Raw genomic sequence first — 17208 nt, 5'->3', positions numbered from 1 at the left:
TTATACTGTGATGGAGTTACCAAGCAGAATAATTGACGCGTTTATTTTTCCCTAAAATTGTAAATAAGCAATACTTTGATTACTATGTATATATAAGAAATAGGTATTAATTAATAATATCCGTGCCTTTATTTTTTGCGGTGTCAGCGTACAACAAGTTTTAAAATAGAGAGATAATATGTCAACATCGGTTTTAATTTGTGATGATTCAAAACTAGCTAGACGTCAATTAGCTCGCTCTTTACCCGATGATTGGGATATTAAAGTTGAATTTGCATGTGACGGTGTAGACTGCATAAAACAAATAACTAAAGCCCAGCCTGAAATTCTTTTCCTTGATTTAAATATGCCAGAAATGGACGGTTATGGCGTGCTTGCTGCAATGAAAGAGCAAGGACTCGACGTTCTCACTGTTGTGGTATCAGGCGATATTCAACCGAGTGCGCATCAACGTGTGCTTGAGCTTGGCGCCATAGATTTTATTCAAAAACCGTGTTCCCCAGAAAAGCTTGCTGCCATTATTGAACATCATGGTATTAGAGATAGAGCACTGCGTGAACGCATGTCTCACTCGTTAGGTGAACAAGTTGACCCTGATGTTCGTGATATATATCAAGAGCTGACTAATGTTGCCATGGGTCAAGCGGGAGATTTACTGGCAAGACTGCTTAATGTATTTGTTAAGTTACCCATTCCTAATGTTAATGTTTTAGAAGTCAGTGAGCTCAACATGGCGTTAAGCTCTGTTGATACCAATGATACTACATCGGGTATTTGCCAAGGCTTTATAGGTGGCGGGGTATCTGGCGAGGCATTATTACTTTTAAATGACTCTAGTTTTAAAGAAATAGCCTCACTGATGAATTACGAAGGTGAACTAAACGACAAGGTTGAGTTAGAGTTGCTAATGGATGTAAGTAACATTTTAATAGGCGCTATTTTAACCGGCTTGTCAAAACAGCTCGACATGACCTTTAGCCAAGGGCATCCAATAGTTTTGGGGCAGCATCGGGACGTTTCTGAACTTGTTCAGTCGAATAAGTCGCGCTGGCAACGGACTCTAGCCATAGAAATAAGTTACGGTATTGAAAATCATGATATTAGTTGTGATTTAATGTTGCTCTTTACTGAAGATTCACTAAAAACTTTGAAATACAAAGTTGCTTATCTACTAGAAGATTAAATATTTATGCCAGCTGATTTAGATTTGAATGAAATCCATTGGTTAATGGATATGTTTAATACGGTTGATGTCGGTCTTGTTGTACTCGATCGAGAATACAAAGTGCATGTATGGAATGGTTTTATGGAAAATCATTCTGGTTTGTTACCGAGCGCTGTGAAAGACAAAGACTTATTTGATTTATTTCCGGCCATTGATGAAAAATGGTTTAGAAGTAAATCTGAGTCAGTGTTTGTATTAAAGAATCGTTCATTTACTATTTGGGAGCAGCAGCCGTATATTTTTCGTTTTAAAAACTACCGACCAATTACCGGTAAAGCGGACTATATGTATCAAAATGCCACGTTTATTCCACTTACCAATGTGCGAGGCGAAGTCGAGCATATTTGTATTATTATTTACGATGTGACAGATATTGCGGTTAACAAAAAAGAACTAGAAGAGTTAAATAAAAAACTAGAACAAGTAAGCCAAACAGATAGTTTAACCCAGCTTGCCAATAGAGGGCATTGGGAGCACTTACTGCACCAAGAATTTTTACGAACGAAGCGAAACGAAGGTTGTTGCTCGTTATTAATTTTTGATATTGACCACTTTAAAAAGGTAAATGATGATTTTGGACACAGTGCTGGAGATGAAGCACTTCGTCATATAGCGAGTTTACTGAAAACTGCATTGCGTGAAACAGACATTGCTGGGCGATACGGCGGTGAAGAGTTTGTTGTTACTTTATTAGATACCGATAAACAAGGGGCGATTGTATTTGCTGAACGTTTACGCCAATTAATTGAAACCTCTCCGGCGAAATACAATGAGCACACGGTGCATATGGCCATTAGTGTGGGTATTGCGTGTTTTGATGATCAGTTTAAAGATCACGAACGCTGGATTGAAGCTGCCGATAAAGCGCTTTATCATTCAAAAGAAACAGGTCGAAATAAAGTGTCGGTATACGCTGATATAAAAAATGATGCTTAGGCATCATTTTTTAATTGGGGGGTAAAATAAGCAAGTCAGTTTTAAGTAAGCGCATTATTTTTTCTGCAGTATTACCAATGAGTTTTGCTTTAATTCCTACATTCCCAACAGATCCTATAATCACTAAATCAGCATTGAGCTTGGCCGCTAAGCTTGGGATCACCTGCTCAGGTAAACCCGCTTTAATATAAAGTTTGTCGCGTAAGTTATTATCAATAATGAGTTGTTGCTGTGATTGAGGTAATTTCTCAAAGGCATTGACTAGTTGCTCTTCTGAAAATACTAAGCCTAAATCTCTTAATATTGGAGAAATATACACTGTGTAGCCGGCATAAAATTCACAGTCTGTTCGCTGTGCGTATGCTAGGCCATATTTAATAATTGACTGATTAAGCTTATGTTTTGCGGTTTTTTCGCTGGCTAAATCAAGTGCGGCGAGTATGTTGGTATGCTTGCGCCATTTGTTATCTGCCGCTAAATACAAAGCGATGGGCGTAAAGCGGATAAGTTGCCAATCAAGTTCACTAAATTGGCTGTCGCTGTCGATATGGCGTGTTTTTATCACCATTTCGTAATCATCAGTATTAATATCTTCGTTAAGCCACTGCTCGGGGGCTTCATGCCATGCGGTTTGAAAGGTATAACTGCAACCCTCCAGTTCTGCGCTAATCAGTGGCTCCAACTGTGCCCTTAATGATGAAAGGCATTTATCTTGGAGTGAAAGCAATTGTTCTGGCGACAGAGAAAATAAAATATTGCCGGTTTCTTCAAAGCTAAATGCAACAATATCAATATGTTTATTGCCTTGCAGCGCTTTTTGTTTAGCATGCTGCAATGACGTTTTTGCAAATTCAACCGAATCAATCAGTACAAGAAGCTTTTTTTTGTCCATTATTTTTACTCTGTTGTATGGCGTGAATCATCAATTGGACATTGACCAATGGTTGAAATCTCACCAGAATTTGACTCCTGTTCCAGTTTTACCTTAAAGCCCCATAGTCTGTAAAGGTGTTTTAATACCTCCCCATGGGAGTTAGCCAGTGGAACGGCATTATGAGGTACATATCGTAGGGTTAAAGAGCGGTCGCCGCGTAAGTCAACATCGTAAACTTGTATGTTAGGCTCATGATTACTAAGGTTATATTGTGCAGAAAGTGCTTCTCTAACCGCTTTGTAGCCATTATCGTCGTGAATAGCGCCTATTTCTAAATGTGGGTTACTAGCATGGTCGACTATGGTGAATAATTTAAAATCCCGAATCAGCTTAGGGGATAAAAATTGGCTAATAAAACTCTCATCTTTGAAATTTTGCATTGCAAAGTGCAGTGTCTCGAGCCAGTCACTGCCCGCATGCTCAGGAAACCAGCGTTTATCTTCTTCTGTTGGGTTTTCACAAATACGACGTATATCAACCATCATATTAAAGCCCAGTGCATAGGGGTTAATACCTGAGTAATAATCGCTATTGTATGGAGGTTGGTACACAACATTAGTATGGCTTTGTAAAAACTCCAACATAAATGAGTCGGTTAGTTTTCCCTCATCATATAAATGGTTCAAAATAGTATAGTGCCAAAAAGTGGCCCAACCTTCATTCATTACTTGGGTTTGTTTTTGCGGATAAAAGTATTGTGATATTTTTCGCACTATCCTGACGATTTCTCGCTGCCATGACTCGAGTAAAGGGGCATTTTTTTCAATAAAGTACAGAATATTTTCCTGTGGCTCTTGAGGGAAGTGGCGTTCGTGTTTTTTTGACTCTTGCTGTTGAGAAGGAATGGTACGCCATAATTCGTTAACTTGTGATTGCAAATACTCAGCCCGTTCTTGCTGACGCTTTTGCTCTTCAAATAACGAAATTCGTTGTGGACGTTTGTATCTATCAACACCGTAACTCATTAATGCATGACATGAGTCGAGTATGCTTTCTACTTCGGAAATACCGTACTTTTCTTCACAGCGGCTAATATAGTTTTTAGCAAACAATAAATAATCAATAATTGAGCCTGCATCAGTCCATGTTTTAAATAAATAATTCCCTTTAAAAAATGAGTTATGCCCATAGCAAGCATGTGCCATAACCAGTGCCTGCATCGGAAGGGTGTTTTCTTCCATTAGGTAAGCAATACAGGGGTTCGAATTAATCACAATTTCATACGCAAGTCCCATTTGACCGCGTTTATAATTTTGCTCCGTTTGAATAAATTTTTTACCATACGACCAGTGAGTGTAGCCAATGGGCATGCCTACACTTGAGTAGGCATCCATCATTTGTTCTGCGGTGATCACTTCAATTTGGTTAGGGTAGGTGTCTAGCTTATAGTGCTCAGCCACACGGGCTATTTCGTCTTGGTATTGTTGCAATAGTTCAAAGGTCCAATCGGGCCCATCACTTATTCGATTATCTTTCATAATGCTACCTCGCTTTGGCTATGCAGCCCCTTGCTGTTGACGACCTTTTTTAAATAGCTCCCTAAATATAGGGTAAATATCTTCAACACCTTGGATATGCTGGATGGCAAAATTACTGTTCGTTTGACTAATGTTTTGATACTCGCGCCATAAACTTTGATGAGCACGTGTGGTAATTTCTATATAGGCAAAATAGCGAACAGCTTTAAGTATTTTATTACGTAAAATGTGTCCACATTGGGGCGTGTCATCGGCCCAATTATCACCATCAGAAGCTTGTGCTGCGTATATATTCCATTCATCAGCATTATAGCGCTCAGCTATTATTTCATTCATCAGTTTTAGTGCACTTGAAACAATGGTACCGCCTGTTTCTTGTGAATAAAAAAATTCTTGCTCATCAACTTCTTTGGCTTGGGTATGATGGCGAATATACACAACGTCGATGTCTTTGTAGCTGCGAGTTAAAAACTGATAAAGCAAAATGTAAAAGCGTTTTGCCATGTCTTTTGTTGCTTGATCCATTGAACCTGACACATCCATAATACAAAACATCACCGCTTTACTAGTTGGGTGTGGTTGTTTGTCGTAGTTACGAAAACGTAAGTCGTAATTATCGATAAAGGGTACGGTTTTTATTTGCTGTTTGAGTGTGTCGATTTCTTTTTGTAATAAGGCCACAGCGGCTTTATCACAGTGTGGTTGTTCAAGCAGCAGTGCTAGTTGCCCCTCAAGCTCGCTAAGGCGGCGTTTTTTACCTGCGGTCATCGCAATACGACGAGCTAGAGAGCCTTGTAATGAGCGCACTACATCAATATTACTGGGCATACCATCACTGCAAAACCCAGCGCGATGGGTTTTCATTTGCACTAGCTTATCAAGCTGATTTTCTTGCAAATTAGGGAGTTCTAAATCCTCAAATAACAAATCAAGGTATTCATCTTTAGAGATAGAAAAAACAAATTCATCTTGGCCTTCGCCAGAGTCACTTGCTTCACCTTCGCCTGCGCCACCGCCTTTGCCTCCTTTAGGGCGTTCTATTTTGTCGCCAGTAGAGAACTGATCGTTCCCAGGGTGTATTTGCTCTCTATTACCGCCTCTACCTTGATGAAAAGTAGGTTCGCTAATATCACGCTGCGGAATAGAGATACTCTCTCCAGAGCTTGAATCAGTGACACTGCGTTTATTGATCGCATCAGACACCGCTTCTTTGATCTGCTTTTTATAACGCCTAATAAAACGCTGGCGGTTAACTGTGCTTTTGTTTTTGCCATTTAAACGCCTGTCGATAAAATGCGCCATAATGACCTCCTAAAAACTGCAATTATGAAGGTTATTGCGATTTTCTAACCCGTAAATACCACTCAGATAGCAAGCGCACTTGTTTTTGCGTGTAGCCTTTTTCAACCATACGATTAACAAAGTCCTCATGCTTTTGCTGATCTTCAGCTGATGTTTTTGCATTAAATGAAATAACAGGGAGTAAGTCTTCCGTGTTTGAGAACATTTTTTTCTCAATAACCGTGCGTAGTTTTTCATAACTTGTCCAAAGCGGATTTTTGCCATTGTTATGAGCGCGAGCACGCAGTACAAAGTTAACAATTTCATTTCTAAAATCTTTAGGGTTTGAAATACCTGCAGGCTTTTCTATTTTTTCAAGCTCAGCGTTGAGTGCATCACGGTCAAATAATTGCCCTGTATCAGGGTCGCGGTATTCTTGATCTTGAATCCAAAAATCAGCATAAATAACGTAGCGGTCAAAAATATTTTGGCCATATTCTGAATATGACTCTAAGTACGCGGTTTGTAGCTCTTTACCTATAAACTCAACATATTGTGGAATTAAATAGCCTTTTAAAAAGCTTAAATAACGTTCTTCAACCTCGGCACTAAATTGTTCACGCTCAATTTGTTGCTCAAGCACATAAAACAAATGCACAGGGTTGGCGGCCACTTCGGTAGTGTCAAAGTTGAATACTCGCGATAAAATCTTAAACGCAAAACGGGTTGAAAGACCGGTCATGCCCTCATCAACACCAGCATAATCACGATACTCTTGATATGACTTCGCTTTTGGATCGGTGTCTTTAAGGGTTTCACCATCGTAAACTCGCATCTTAGAGTAAATGCTTGAGTTTTCCGGCTCTTTTAAGCGCGAAAGAGTGGTAAATTGGGCTAAAATTTTAAGTGTACCTGGCGCACAGGGGGCGTTGTAAAGCTCACTGTGTTCAATAAGCTTATCGTAAATTTTAATTTCTTCGGTCACTCGTAAGCAATAAGGAACCTTAACAATATAAACACGGTCTAAAAAGGCTTCGTTGTTTTTATTGTTTTTAAAGGTTTGCCATTCTGATTCATTAGAGTGGGCGAGTATCATGCCGTTAAATGGCAGGGCGCTTATGCCTTCTGTGCCGTTATAGTTACCTTCTTGGGTAGCTGTTAAAAGCGGATGTAACACTTTTATGGGGGCTTTAAACATTTCCACAAATTCCATTAAGCCTTGGTTGGCTAAACATAATGCGCCTGAATAGGCATAAGCATCAGGATCATTTTGTGCAAAGTGTTCAAGTTGGCGAATATCGACCTTACCGACAAGAGCAGAAATATCTTGATTGTTTTCATCTCCGGGCTCTGTTTTAGCAATCGCAACTTGATTTAAAATTGATGGGAAACGTTTAACCACTCTAAATTGACTAATATCACCATTAAATTCTTGTAAACGTTTTGCGGCCCATGGCGACATTACCGTTTTGAGGTAACGAGACTTAATTCCATATTCTTTTTCGAGTAGGCTGGCATCTTCAACGGGATCAAATAATGACAGCGGATGGTCATTAACCGGGGAGCCCTTAATTGCATAAATAGGCACTTGTTGCATTAAATACTTTAGCTTTTCAGCAATCGATGACTTACCGCCACCCACCGGACCAAGCAAGTAAAGCACTTGTTTACACTCTTCTAATCCTTGCGCGGCGTGTTTTAGATAAGAAACAATTTGCTCAATGGCGTCTTCCATACCATAAAAATCGGCAAATGCAGGGTAACGTGCAACAACACGGTTCGAAAATAAGCGACTTAAACGGGTATCGGTAGCGGTATCTACCATTTTAGGCTCGCCAATGGCCATCAGTAATCTTTCAGGAGCACTGGCATAAGCAGACTTATCGGTTTTACAAATTTCTAGAAACTCAGCAACACTGTACTCTTCTTCTTGTGTTGATTCATAACGTGCTTGGTAGTGATCAAAAATAGTCATAATGACCTCCGAAACCTACTTGGAAAATGTATTCACTATTTAAAGTCTAGTCACGAATTTAAATTTTTGTGCAATAAAATTAAAAATTTATATGAAAAATGATCATGATGCACTTTTAGAAAACAACCTACGTATAACCCTAATCAAATAAAGTAGCGGACATAAAAAAAGACGCCTAAGCGTCTTTTTAAAGATTAGTTTAAAACTAATTATGCGAAGTTAGCGTTCGCGAATTCCCAGTTAACGAGTGACCAGAAACCTTTAAGGTAATCTGGACGCACGTTACGGTAATCAATATAGTATGCGTGTTCCCATAAATCCACGGTTAGGATTGGTGTAACACCTGCATCTGTTAATGGTGTTGCAGCGTTAGATGTATTAACGATGTCTAGTGAACCATCAGCTAGTTTAACTAACCAAGTCCAGCTTGAACCAAAGTTATTTACTGCTTTGTCGTTTAACGCGTCTTTAAATGCGTCAAATGAGCCCCATTTAGCGTTAATTGCATCAGCAATTGCACCTGTTGGAGCGCCACCGCCATTTGGAGATAGGCTGTTCCAGTAGAAAGTGTGGTTCCAGATTTGAGCAGCGTTGTTAAATACACCGCCTTCTGAAGAACATACGATCTCTTCAAGTGATTTACCTTCAAACTCAGTGCCTGGGATTAAACCGTTAAGTTTAGTCACATAAGTGTTGTGGTGTTTACCATGGTGAAACTCTAACGTTTCTTGTGAAATATGTGGCTCAAGTGCATCAATTGCATACGGTAGTGACGGTAGTTCAAATGCCATTTTTTATCTCCATCTTCTTTTGGTTGATAGTCTATTTAGTAATACGTAATGCCTGCGCAAACAGGGCACTTATCTATACCAAACAGGAATATAGTGTTACTATAATTGTTGAGTATTTTACTCAAGTTTTAGCAAACAGCAATGCTCTTGCTAAAGCTATTTAAGATTGAGGCTTTAATTGCCTATGTTAATCTATATATCTGAGGCCACAGTGAAACTTTTTCAAGGCCTAATGTGTTCGCTATCGTCATTTTGAGGTTGTAAATGGAAACCATCGATAAAATTAAACAGCAAATTGCTGAAAACCCAATCATCTTATACATGAAAGGATCACCAAAACTGCCTAATTGTGGTTTTTCTTCACAAGCATCACAAGCATTAATGTCGTGCGGTGAACCGTTTGCATATGTGGATATTTTACTTAATCCAGACATTCGTGCAGAGCTTCCTGCTTACGCTAACTGGCCTACCTTCCCGCAACTTTGGGTTGAAGGCGAGTTAATTGGTGGCTGTGACATTATCATTGAAATGTTTCAACGTGGTGAATTACAACCACTGATCACTGAAACAGCTGCAAAGCATAAACCTGCAGACGCTGAATAAGCGTTTAGGTAAAAAAAGCTGCGATTTGCAGCTTTTTTTATGTCTATAAAGTATTTACTCAAAGTTGCTTATACAATGACAGTACCGAATGAGTAGGCAGCTTTTCGCGGTTTTTACTTAGCTCACTAGGTCATAAACTTCAGAACGCGATTGTATCATTTCTAAATTGGATGAGTTTTCAGCCTTAAAGCTAAACAACTCTCAAGGTAAACTTACAAAAACACTGATCCCGCCGACGTCCCGATTGTGTAGGCTAATTTGCCCATGATGGGCTTCAACAATTTCTCGACACAGTGCCAAACCTAATCCACTTCCTGCCACCTTGGTAGAATAAAAAGGGATAAGCGCACTGGCCATAACTGTTTCACTCATACCTTTTCCTTTGTCGCTCACATTAATATGAGTGCCAAGGCTATCTTGTGTTACTTTTAAACTAATATGCTCTGCTAGCGACTCTGATTCATGTGCATTTTTCAACAGGTTAATCAGCAATTGTTCTATTTGGGTTTGATCGGCTTGTGTAGTGATGTCTTTTTGAAGGTCGCAATTAAATTGCCATTGGCTTTGTAATTGATCGAGTAATGAATGCCAGTCAACCGTTGTTATTTTAGGTGGTGGAAGTTTAGCAAACCTACCATAGCCTTGAACGAACTCGTTTAAATGCTTTATTCGCTCTTCAATGGTAGTGAAAACGCGCTTTAAACGAGGTTCATCCACTTTTTGCGTTAACAGTTGTGCACTATGTAACATGGATGACATAGGCCCTAGTGAGTTATTGAGTTCATGGCTAATGATCCTAATAACCTTTTTCCAAACTTCAACTTCTTGGCGGCTCAATTCGCGGGTCAACTGTTTAAAAACAAACAACCTATGGTGTTGGTTGTTAAGCAATAAGCGACCCATTGAAAGATGCCATGTTTGCGGTTCTTGTTCTGTTTTATCAAGAATAAATAAACCATCTACGCCTTTATTAACGGCATTAATTATTTGCTGTGGGGCTTTAGACAATAATGGTGAGATTTTTTCGCCTTCAAGGGCTGTACTTGCATTAAAAAAATCTCTCGCACTGTGGTTACTATAAACAATAAAATCATTATCATTAACCAATAATACAGCTTGAGGGGCGTTTTGTAATACCTTATCAAGCATTAACTCTCGTTGGTAAACCCATTGTTTTTCTTGTCTTAATTGCTTTGCAGTTTGGTTATAAAGCTGGCACAAATGACCTAATTCATCATTATGGTTATAGGCCAGTAAAGTTGATAGTTCCCCATCTTTAAAATTTAATAAGCCAGTTTCTAATGAAGTAATACCTTGAACCAGTTTACCACTGAGTCGATGAGCTAATAAACTACTTAGAATGGCTGTAAAAATGACACTTAGTGCTGTTTTTATAGCGTCAACACCCAGCAGCCAGCAACAGATAAAAACAGGGATCACAGAGGAAAATACACATACTAAAATCACTTTAGACGTTAAAGAGAAGCGGTATCTTGATTTAACCATTAGTAGGCTATCTCAAACTTATCAAGGCGACGGTACAGTGCTTGTCGGCTGAGTCCAAATTCACGTGCTACTTTGGCAATCACCCCTTTATGTAAACGCATAGCATCCTCAATTTGTTGTTTGTTAGGCTCTACTTTTTGAGTGTGTGTTTGAGACGTAACAGGAGTTAAACCAAAGTCGTCGATGCTTATCTCACCGCTGGGTTTGAGCACACTGACACGTTTACATGCATTTTCAAGCTCACGAACATTACCGGGCCATGAATGGGCTAAAAGTAGGTTTTCGCATTGTAAATCCAGCTCACGTTCTACTAAAAAATGACGAATAAGAGGAAGTATGTCATCCGGTCGTTGGCTAAGACTTGGTAGGTTAAGTTCAATCACATTTAAGCGGTAGTATAAGTCTTCTCTAAACAGCCCTTTACTGATTGCATCTGTTAGGTTTTCATTGGTCGCTGATATTACACGGACATTAACTTTTCGTGTTTGGGTTGAACCTAAGCGCTCGAATTCTCCAGTTTGTAAAATCCGTAGGAGCTTCATTTGCCCTGATAAAGGGAGATTACCTATTTCATCTAAAAATAATGTGCCACCGTCAGCTGCTTCAAATCGACCAATCCTTTGTTTTGTGATCCCAGTAAAAGCGCCTGCTTCTGCACCAAATAATTCTGCTTCTATTAGTTGATGGGGAAGGGCACCTGCATTGACCGTAATAAACGCAGCATTTTGGCGAGGTGAGTTTGCTTGAATAATTTGTGCTATGCGCTCTTTACCACTGCCATTTGGGCCTGTTATTAATACAGAGACATCAGATTTGGCGACTTGTAATGCCATTTTAACTAATTGCTCCATGGCCGTACTGCGATAAATTAAACCTACTAAATTAGCATTTTCTAAAGATGCATCCCGCTCTTGCTGGTGGCGCAATAAGGTTTGATTTTGTTTTTTTGTCTTTCCTAGTTCAATTAGGTTTTTAACACAGGTAAGAAGCTTGGCATCATCCCATGGTTTTGGTAAATAATCAGCCGCACCGGCTTTGACAAGTTCAACGGCTGTTTCAAGCTCGGTCCATGCAGTGATCAGAATAATGGGCAGATGGGGATTTAGCTCTCTGAGTTGATAAAAGAGTAACTTTCCCTCTTCTCCTGAAGTTGTGTCGTTACTAAAGTTCATATCTTGAAGTACAAGTGCAATACGCTGGTATTGCACAATTTGAATAGCTTCAAATGGGCTATTTGCAGTAACCACTTTATAGTCGTGAATCTCTAGCAATAATGACAGAGCATCTAAAATTGCAGGATTGTCATCAACGATAAGTATTTTTTCCATGTTAATTTAATCGCTGTTTATTATTATTTAAATATTGAAAATGCTACACCGCGTTTAGCCAGTGTAGCATAGGTTGGGAGCTGTGCTATATGGTTCGGGTTGCGATACTCGGCGAAATATTTGCTGCGCGTTTAGCTGGGCCAAATACAGCCAAAAGACTCATTGTAAACACCATGATTGCCGTGACAGCAATATAACTTGATGGTAATGCCGCTATTGAAAAATGTTGCATTAATAACTGACCGAGTAAAAGTGCTGAAATAGCACCTAAAAATAAGCCAGCAATGCAAATCAGCGCATTTTCAACTAAAAAATAATTAACAATTGCAGATTTACGAGCGCCTAAAGCACGACGGGTTCCAATTTGCTTGGTACGTTTATTTATATTAAATAGCGTCAAACCAAAAATGCCCAGTGCGGTTACCAATACCAGTATGGTTATGAGCACAATTAACATACGCATCATCAATGTGTCTTCAGCCATGTATTGGGCTTTATCTTGGTCAAGGCCCCGAATTCGAATAATTACACGTTTGTTGTAATTTTCTAGCATCTCGTCTTCAATTCGTTTAGCAATATTTGCCCGCTCATTGGCTGCTGTGCGAACTAAAAAATTCCCCGAGATATTAGGATTTATATAAGGAATTAATGCGACATTATTTGGGCGGCTGTCTTTGAGCCATGGGCCTTTTGCATGCTTAATTACACCAATGACTTTCATTGGAATATCACCAAGGAATATTGTTTTTCCTAATCCATCTTCATCAGGAAATAGCTCATTTAATAATGCCTGTGTCACAATGGTAACATTGGCTCGCTGATCATTATCGTTAGTTACAACAACTTCGTCTTCTCTAAAATTGCGTCCAGCAATAAGTTCAACCCCAAGCGTGTTAATTGCATGATCATCTGTAAAAAAGTAAGCAGTTCTTGCAGAAAGCCCAGGCTCAGGGGCTGAATTTATACTGAAGTCAGAAGAGCTACCACTTCCCGATAAGGGGATGTTGTTTATATAGGCGGCGTCTTTCACTGCGGGTAAAGCTCTTAACATCGCTTCATCAAGTTCAAATTGTTGGTGGCTTTTGACATCTTTGCCAAAGTGCATGACATGAAAAGCAAGTATTTCATCTTCGGGGTATCCTGTATCCTGATTAAGATAAGTCATTCTATCTTGAATAATAAACGCTGCGTTACTGACAATAGCAGTAGTAATAGCTATTTGGATAAGTAACAGCAGCGCACCAACTTTAGATCGACACAGTGCATGGAAAATAGGTTTAATTTCTAACATCATAGTGTTCGTCCTTATTGGCTTTTTAGGTAAATTGCAGGATTGGTTTTACATACCAGCCAAGCAGGGTAAAGCCCAGCTATTATGCAGGTGCTAATTGCAATGAGTGGGGCGCTCAATAACATGGTTAAATCCATGGTCGCTAAGCTTTCGTAGTAGCTATAGCTTTGGCGAACACCCAATAAGCCAAACTGGGCAAGGACAATACCAAGTAGCCCACCTAATAGTCCTAGCATGGCGACTTCGATAATATGTTGCATAAAAATCTGTCGCTTACTGGCTCCAAGTGCACGGCGTACACCGACTTCTGGGGCTCGACGTAAAAATTTTGCAAGTAATAAGCCGAGAATATTCGCCAAACATACAGCCAAAAACATAAAACTAAGTGCGACTAAAATTTTGTTATCTTCACTGACTACGTTGTTATAGGCCATCCACTGGTTAACATCTCGAATACTGTAAGCTAACTCTTTGCGATTAAAACGACCAAGCTTTTGTTGCTCTTGCATGTAGGCTAATAAATAATTTTCATAATCATTTTTTTGTTGTTCGTTAGTTAATTCAACCCAGAATTGAATCCACACCATTTCTGACTGTAACTTGGCACTAAAGCTTCTAACATCCTCATGTTTCCAACCATTGGTATTCCCCCAATTACCAAGCTGTTTTGCTTCAAGAAGACTAAATGGCATAAAAAGTTGTTCAGGGTCATTAAATGAACCATTATTTAAATCGTAGTATTTGATGGTTAATGGCCAGTTTCTAGTAACCCCAACCACTTCATAACTCGCATCATCAAGATAAATAATTTTACCCACTGAATTTTCGCCAGCAAAAAGCTTATTATTTAACTCTTCACTGATCACAACAACGGGAGCCGCGTTTTCTTCTTGCTGCTGAGACCATTTTTCACCATAGAGAAACTCAAGATCAAACATATTAAAAAATTCTGGGGTTGTTAGTCTTGCACTTTGGCTAAATGGTTTTACTGTGTCAGAATCTATGTAAACAGAGAATCCACTGCGCACCATTTTTAAACGCTTGCCACCTATTTCTGATTTATATAGGTTAGCAGCATCTTGATAAGTTAGTTGTTGCGGGAGGTTATCAGACGTCCACCAAGTGTGGCCATCATCCATTATTTGCAGCTGCACAGCATAGAGCTGGCTACTTTTATGCGCAATGGGATCCGCCGACATCATGTGATAAACGCTTAAACTGGTCATAGTGATGCCAATACCAATGGCAATCGCCAGTACCATTAAAAAGCTCACTAAAGGCGTGCGCTTGAAGCTGCGCCAACTTAAATCGAGGTAATGTAATAGCATGGCTTAGGCTCCAGCAACATTTTTAAGGTTTTGTGCACCTTGGTACAAGGTGAAATCGGCAAGTTGACCGTCGACAACTTGAATGTTCCGAGGGGCACGCCGAGCAAGCTCTGCATCATGGGTGACCATGACAATGGTTGCGCCATCACGATTTATTTGTTCAAGCAGCTCCATTACTTGACGAGCCATAAGGCTGTCGAGATTACCGGTTGGCTCATCGGCAAGTAAAAACCGTGGCTCGCCAGCAAGCGCGCGTGCTATGGCCACTCGTTGTTGCTGTCCGCCAGAGAGTTGCTGCGGCAAATGTTTTGCCCTAGAGGCAAGGCCAACTTGTTCTAAGCATTTTTCAATGCGACGTTTACGCTCTGCGGCTTTAATACCCCTATAACGTAGCGGTACTTCAATATTTTCATATAAGTTTAAGTCAGGTATTAAATTAAACCCTTGGAAGATAAAGCCTATTTTTTGATTTCGACAATCTGCACGTTGGTTATCGTTTAACTTACCGACATCAATTCCATCAAGTAAGTATTCACCTGCGGAGAAGGGCTCTAACATTCCAGCGATATTTAAAAAGGTCGTTTTTCCTGACCCGCTAGGGCCTGTTACAGCAATAAATTCGCCTTCATCAACGTGCAGATTAAAGTCACGTAATGCATGGGTTTGCACCATTTCAGTTTGATATACTTTACTTATATTATTCATCTTTAACATGCTTTTTCCTTTTATTATTTGATTCTACGCGATTGTTAGCGAAGTAATAACGTGTGTGTGTGTTTGAAACTGTTATAGCTTGAGATAATCAATTCATCGCCAGCTTGAACCCCTGAAATTAACTCAACCGCATTAATGCTGGTTGCACCAATTGAAATATCAATGAGCTGAGCTGTATCACCGGTAATTTTATAAACCTGTGTGCCGCCTTGTTGTAAAAATGCCCCACGCTTAACCTGTAAAACATCGTCACGATTTTCTAATAAAATACGTGCGGTTAATCGTTGGTTTTGTCTGATGCCCGTCATGTCTTTGTTAAAACGTACACGTGTTGTGACTTCTCTATTATTGACTTCTGGTGAAATGGCAGAAAGGGTACCCATCACTTTGCTAGCGCCCATTGTTATCTCTACGTCCATACCTAAACCAAGGTCATTTGCATAACTTTCAGGGACTTGTAGTTCTGCTTCAAAATTACTCAAATCAACTAAAGTCATTAATGGTTGGCTTTGTGTTACCACTTCTCTTTGTTGAACTAGTAAGTTACCTACAATCCCTGACACAGTGGCTTTAATTGTTAAGTTATTAACTTTGCGAAGTAGATCATCGACAATCAGTTGTTGACGAGTGACATCTCGTTTAGCGGCCTGTAGTTCAAAAGCAAGTGTATCTTTGGACAATTCAACTTCTTGCTCTGCATGTTTATAAGAAAGTTTTGCACGGGCAAGCTCATCAATGGCTTTTTCATGATCAATTTGACTGATCACATTTTTTTGCATTGACAAAGTCGCTCTGCGATTTTCTCTATCGGCAGCGTTTAATTCTACTTGTGCTAGATCAAGCGCTTTATTTAAGCTTAATGATTGGCGGCGTGCCTCAAGGTGTTTACGTTGTAGCTCGCCCTCAAGACGAGCTAAAACAGACTGTTGCTGCTTTAATTCGTTTGTGAGCTCGGGGCTCTCAACCATGGCTATTACATCATTCAGTTTTACTGAGTCACCAGCATTTACCTTCAATGAAACAAAGCCTCGTTCAGGGCTGTAAACTTTTGGTGCTCTGGCGGCTACAATTTTACCGCTGGCTGCAACATCACGTATTAGTGATTGGCGCACCACTGTGGCTATTTGTAGGCTTACTCTATCAACCGAGATAGTACCTTCTTGATCAGTATTTAATAATGCATATACACATAGAGCAACTAAGCCCACAGTAAATATAAACAGCCATATGTTTTTTTTAAAATTTATAGGTCGTGAGATTTGCGTGTCTTGCCCGCTAGTGTCTTTAATCATTATTTGTTCTCTTTGCTTAGTGTTTTTCAAACACAGTAATCATTAGCGAGGCAATAAACAGAATAATTGGTGAAATTAAAAATAAGCCAATAGTAAACATTCGAATGCCCTCAAAATTTATATAGTTATGCGATATTCGAATAGCGTGCCATTTTTTATCTTGTTGAATTTAATTACTTTTTATTTTTAAACTTTCTTTTTATGTGTCCGCGGACATAAAAAGTGTCCGCTGCGGGCACTTTTTTGATTTGGCTGTGGGGTGAGATTACCTCAACCTAAAGCAAAGAAAGTTGTTAATTAATGCATAGCATAAGACTAACGTGCAAATTCATTGAATAAACTATGTGCTAATAGAAGTCGATGTAATTAAATGTCATGTTTAGATGTATTACGAATAAAACAAAAATGATGGAATGATATCTGGTGAATAGTTATTCATTTTAAGGCTCCTTTACGTTTACGTAAACTGCCTATTGCGAGGAGGTTTTATTTACAAGTTCTTAAAAATAACACCGGTGTCATTAAA

The 17208-nt window shown here is 39.4% G+C and carries 14 protein-coding genes; 3 read left to right on the top strand and 11 right to left on the bottom strand.

Features of this window, described 5'->3' with window-relative positions:
• The first annotated feature begins 178 nt into the window (after positions 1-178).
• On the top strand, positions 179-1183 hold the full coding sequence (locus ABZP26_RS09815; protein ID WP_013465185.1) for a response regulator: 1005 nt from the start codon (positions 179-181) through the stop codon (positions 1181-1183).
• A gap of 6 nt (positions 1184-1189) precedes the next feature.
• Positions 1190-2161 carry a diguanylate cyclase gene (locus ABZP26_RS09810; protein WP_013465184.1) on the top strand — a complete coding sequence of 324 codons (972 nt, stop codon included), beginning with the start codon at positions 1190-1192 and terminating at the stop codon, positions 2159-2161.
• 10 nt (positions 2162-2171) lie between these two features.
• On the opposite strand, the gene ABZP26_RS09805 is transcribed toward ABZP26_RS09810, so the two are convergent.
• The 5 genes from ABZP26_RS09805 to ABZP26_RS09785 all read right to left on the bottom strand — a co-directional run bounded on the left by ABZP26_RS09805 (position 2172) and on the right by ABZP26_RS09785 (position 8620).
• Complete coding sequence (locus ABZP26_RS09805) at positions 2172-3053, bottom strand: universal stress protein (protein WP_013465183.1); 882 nt, start codon at positions 3051-3053, stop codon at positions 2172-2174.
• A gap of 5 nt (positions 3054-3058) precedes the next feature.
• On the bottom strand, positions 3059-4573 hold the full coding sequence (locus ABZP26_RS09800; protein WP_028835074.1) for a SpoVR family protein: 1515 nt from the start codon (positions 4571-4573) through the stop codon (positions 3059-3061).
• A gap of 18 nt (positions 4574-4591) precedes the next feature.
• Entirely contained in the window at positions 4592-5875 is a 1284-nt protein-coding gene (locus ABZP26_RS09795; protein WP_058154832.1) for a YeaH/YhbH family protein, read from the bottom strand.
• Positions 5876-5906: 31 nt separating this feature from the next.
• Positions 5907-7829, bottom strand: coding sequence for a PrkA family serine protein kinase (locus tag ABZP26_RS09790; protein WP_013465180.1), 1923 nt, complete (start codon positions 7827-7829; stop codon positions 5907-5909).
• Between the two features lie 209 nt (positions 7830-8038).
• Positions 8039-8620, bottom strand: coding sequence for a superoxide dismutase (locus tag ABZP26_RS09785; protein WP_010388603.1), 582 nt, complete (start codon positions 8618-8620; stop codon positions 8039-8041).
• Positions 8621-8884: 264 nt separating this feature from the next.
• Between ABZP26_RS09785 and ABZP26_RS09780 the strand changes: the two genes are divergently transcribed.
• Entirely contained in the window at positions 8885-9223 is a 339-nt protein-coding gene (locus ABZP26_RS09780) for a Grx4 family monothiol glutaredoxin (RefSeq protein WP_008113155.1), read from the top strand.
• A 201-nt stretch (positions 9224-9424) separates the two neighbouring features.
• Here the strand turns inward: ABZP26_RS09780 and ABZP26_RS09775 are convergent, their stop codons facing one another.
• The 6 genes from ABZP26_RS09775 to ABZP26_RS09750 all read right to left on the bottom strand — a co-directional run bounded on the left by ABZP26_RS09775 (position 9425) and on the right by ABZP26_RS09750 (position 16682).
• Positions 9425-10729 (bottom strand): PAS domain-containing sensor histidine kinase, encoded by a 1305-nt coding sequence (locus tag ABZP26_RS09775; RefSeq protein WP_368484899.1) that lies wholly within the window; start codon positions 10727-10729, stop codon positions 9425-9427.
• The gene (locus ABZP26_RS09770) at positions 10729-12057 is read right to left on the bottom strand and encodes a sigma-54 dependent transcriptional regulator (RefSeq protein ID WP_013465178.1); all 1329 of its coding nucleotides are present in this window, start codon (positions 12055-12057) and stop codon (positions 10729-10731) included. Before ABZP26_RS09770 ends, ABZP26_RS09775 begins: the two co-directional genes overlap by 1 nt.
• A gap of 85 nt (positions 12058-12142) precedes the next feature.
• On the bottom strand, positions 12143-13348 hold the full coding sequence (locus ABZP26_RS09765) for an ABC transporter permease (RefSeq protein WP_028835078.1): 1206 nt from the start codon (positions 13346-13348) through the stop codon (positions 12143-12145).
• 14 nt (positions 13349-13362) lie between these two features.
• Positions 13363-14676, bottom strand: coding sequence for an ABC transporter permease (locus ABZP26_RS09760; protein WP_058154830.1), 1314 nt, complete (start codon positions 14674-14676; stop codon positions 13363-13365).
• A 3-nt stretch (positions 14677-14679) separates the two neighbouring features.
• A complete protein-coding gene (locus ABZP26_RS09755) occupies positions 14680-15390 on the bottom strand; it encodes an ABC transporter ATP-binding protein (RefSeq protein WP_013465175.1) in 711 nt (236 codons plus the stop codon).
• A gap of 35 nt (positions 15391-15425) precedes the next feature.
• Positions 15426-16682 carry an efflux RND transporter periplasmic adaptor subunit gene (locus ABZP26_RS09750; protein ID WP_058154829.1) on the bottom strand — a complete coding sequence of 419 codons (1257 nt, stop codon included), beginning with the start codon at positions 16680-16682 and terminating at the stop codon, positions 15426-15428.
• Positions 16683-17208: the final 526 nt, after the last annotated feature.

The sequence above is a fragment of the Pseudoalteromonas sp. SD03 genome (assembly GCF_040937955.1).
GTDB lineage: Bacteria > Pseudomonadota > Gammaproteobacteria > Enterobacterales > Alteromonadaceae > Pseudoalteromonas > Pseudoalteromonas tetraodonis.
This window is presented reverse-complemented; position numbering and strand designations above follow the sequence as displayed.

What these genes read in the sequence shown, in the direction of transcription:
- ABZP26_RS09815 (WP_013465185.1), top strand. Translation starts at nt 179, where the DNA reads ATGTCAACATCGGTTTTAATTTGTGATGATTCAAAACTAGCTAGACGT.
- ABZP26_RS09810 (WP_013465184.1), top strand. Translation starts at nt 1,190, where the DNA reads ATGCCAGCTGATTTAGATTTGAATGAAATCCATTGGTTAATGGATATG.
- ABZP26_RS09805 (WP_013465183.1), bottom strand. Translation starts at nt 3,053, where the DNA reads ATGGACAAAAAAAAGCTTCTTGTACTGATTGATTCGGTTGAATTTGCA.
- ABZP26_RS09800 (WP_028835074.1), bottom strand. Translation starts at nt 4,573, where the DNA reads ATGAAAGATAATCGAATAAGTGATGGGCCCGATTGGACCTTTGAACTA.
- ABZP26_RS09795 (WP_058154832.1), bottom strand. Translation starts at nt 5,875, where the DNA reads ATGGCGCATTTTATCGACAGGCGTTTAAATGGCAAAAACAAAAGCACA.
- ABZP26_RS09790 (WP_013465180.1), bottom strand. Translation starts at nt 7,829, where the DNA reads ATGACTATTTTTGATCACTACCAAGCACGTTATGAATCAACACAAGAA.
- ABZP26_RS09785 (WP_010388603.1), bottom strand. Translation starts at nt 8,620, where the DNA reads ATGGCATTTGAACTACCGTCACTACCGTATGCAATTGATGCACTTGAG.
- ABZP26_RS09780 (WP_008113155.1), top strand. Translation starts at nt 8,885, where the DNA reads ATGGAAACCATCGATAAAATTAAACAGCAAATTGCTGAAAACCCAATC.
- ABZP26_RS09775 (WP_368484899.1), bottom strand. Translation starts at nt 10,729, where the DNA reads ATGGTTAAATCAAGATACCGCTTCTCTTTAACGTCTAAAGTGATTTTA.
- ABZP26_RS09770 (WP_013465178.1), bottom strand. Translation starts at nt 12,057, where the DNA reads ATGGAAAAAATACTTATCGTTGATGACAATCCTGCAATTTTAGATGCT.
- ABZP26_RS09765 (WP_028835078.1), bottom strand. Translation starts at nt 13,348, where the DNA reads ATGTTAGAAATTAAACCTATTTTCCATGCACTGTGTCGATCTAAAGTT.
- ABZP26_RS09760 (WP_058154830.1), bottom strand. Translation starts at nt 14,676, where the DNA reads ATGCTATTACATTACCTCGATTTAAGTTGGCGCAGCTTCAAGCGCACG.
- ABZP26_RS09755 (WP_013465175.1), bottom strand. Translation starts at nt 15,390, where the DNA reads ATGTTAAAGATGAATAATATAAGTAAAGTATATCAAACTGAAATGGTG.
- ABZP26_RS09750 (WP_058154829.1), bottom strand. Translation starts at nt 16,682, where the DNA reads ATGATTAAAGACACTAGCGGGCAAGACACGCAAATCTCACGACCTATA.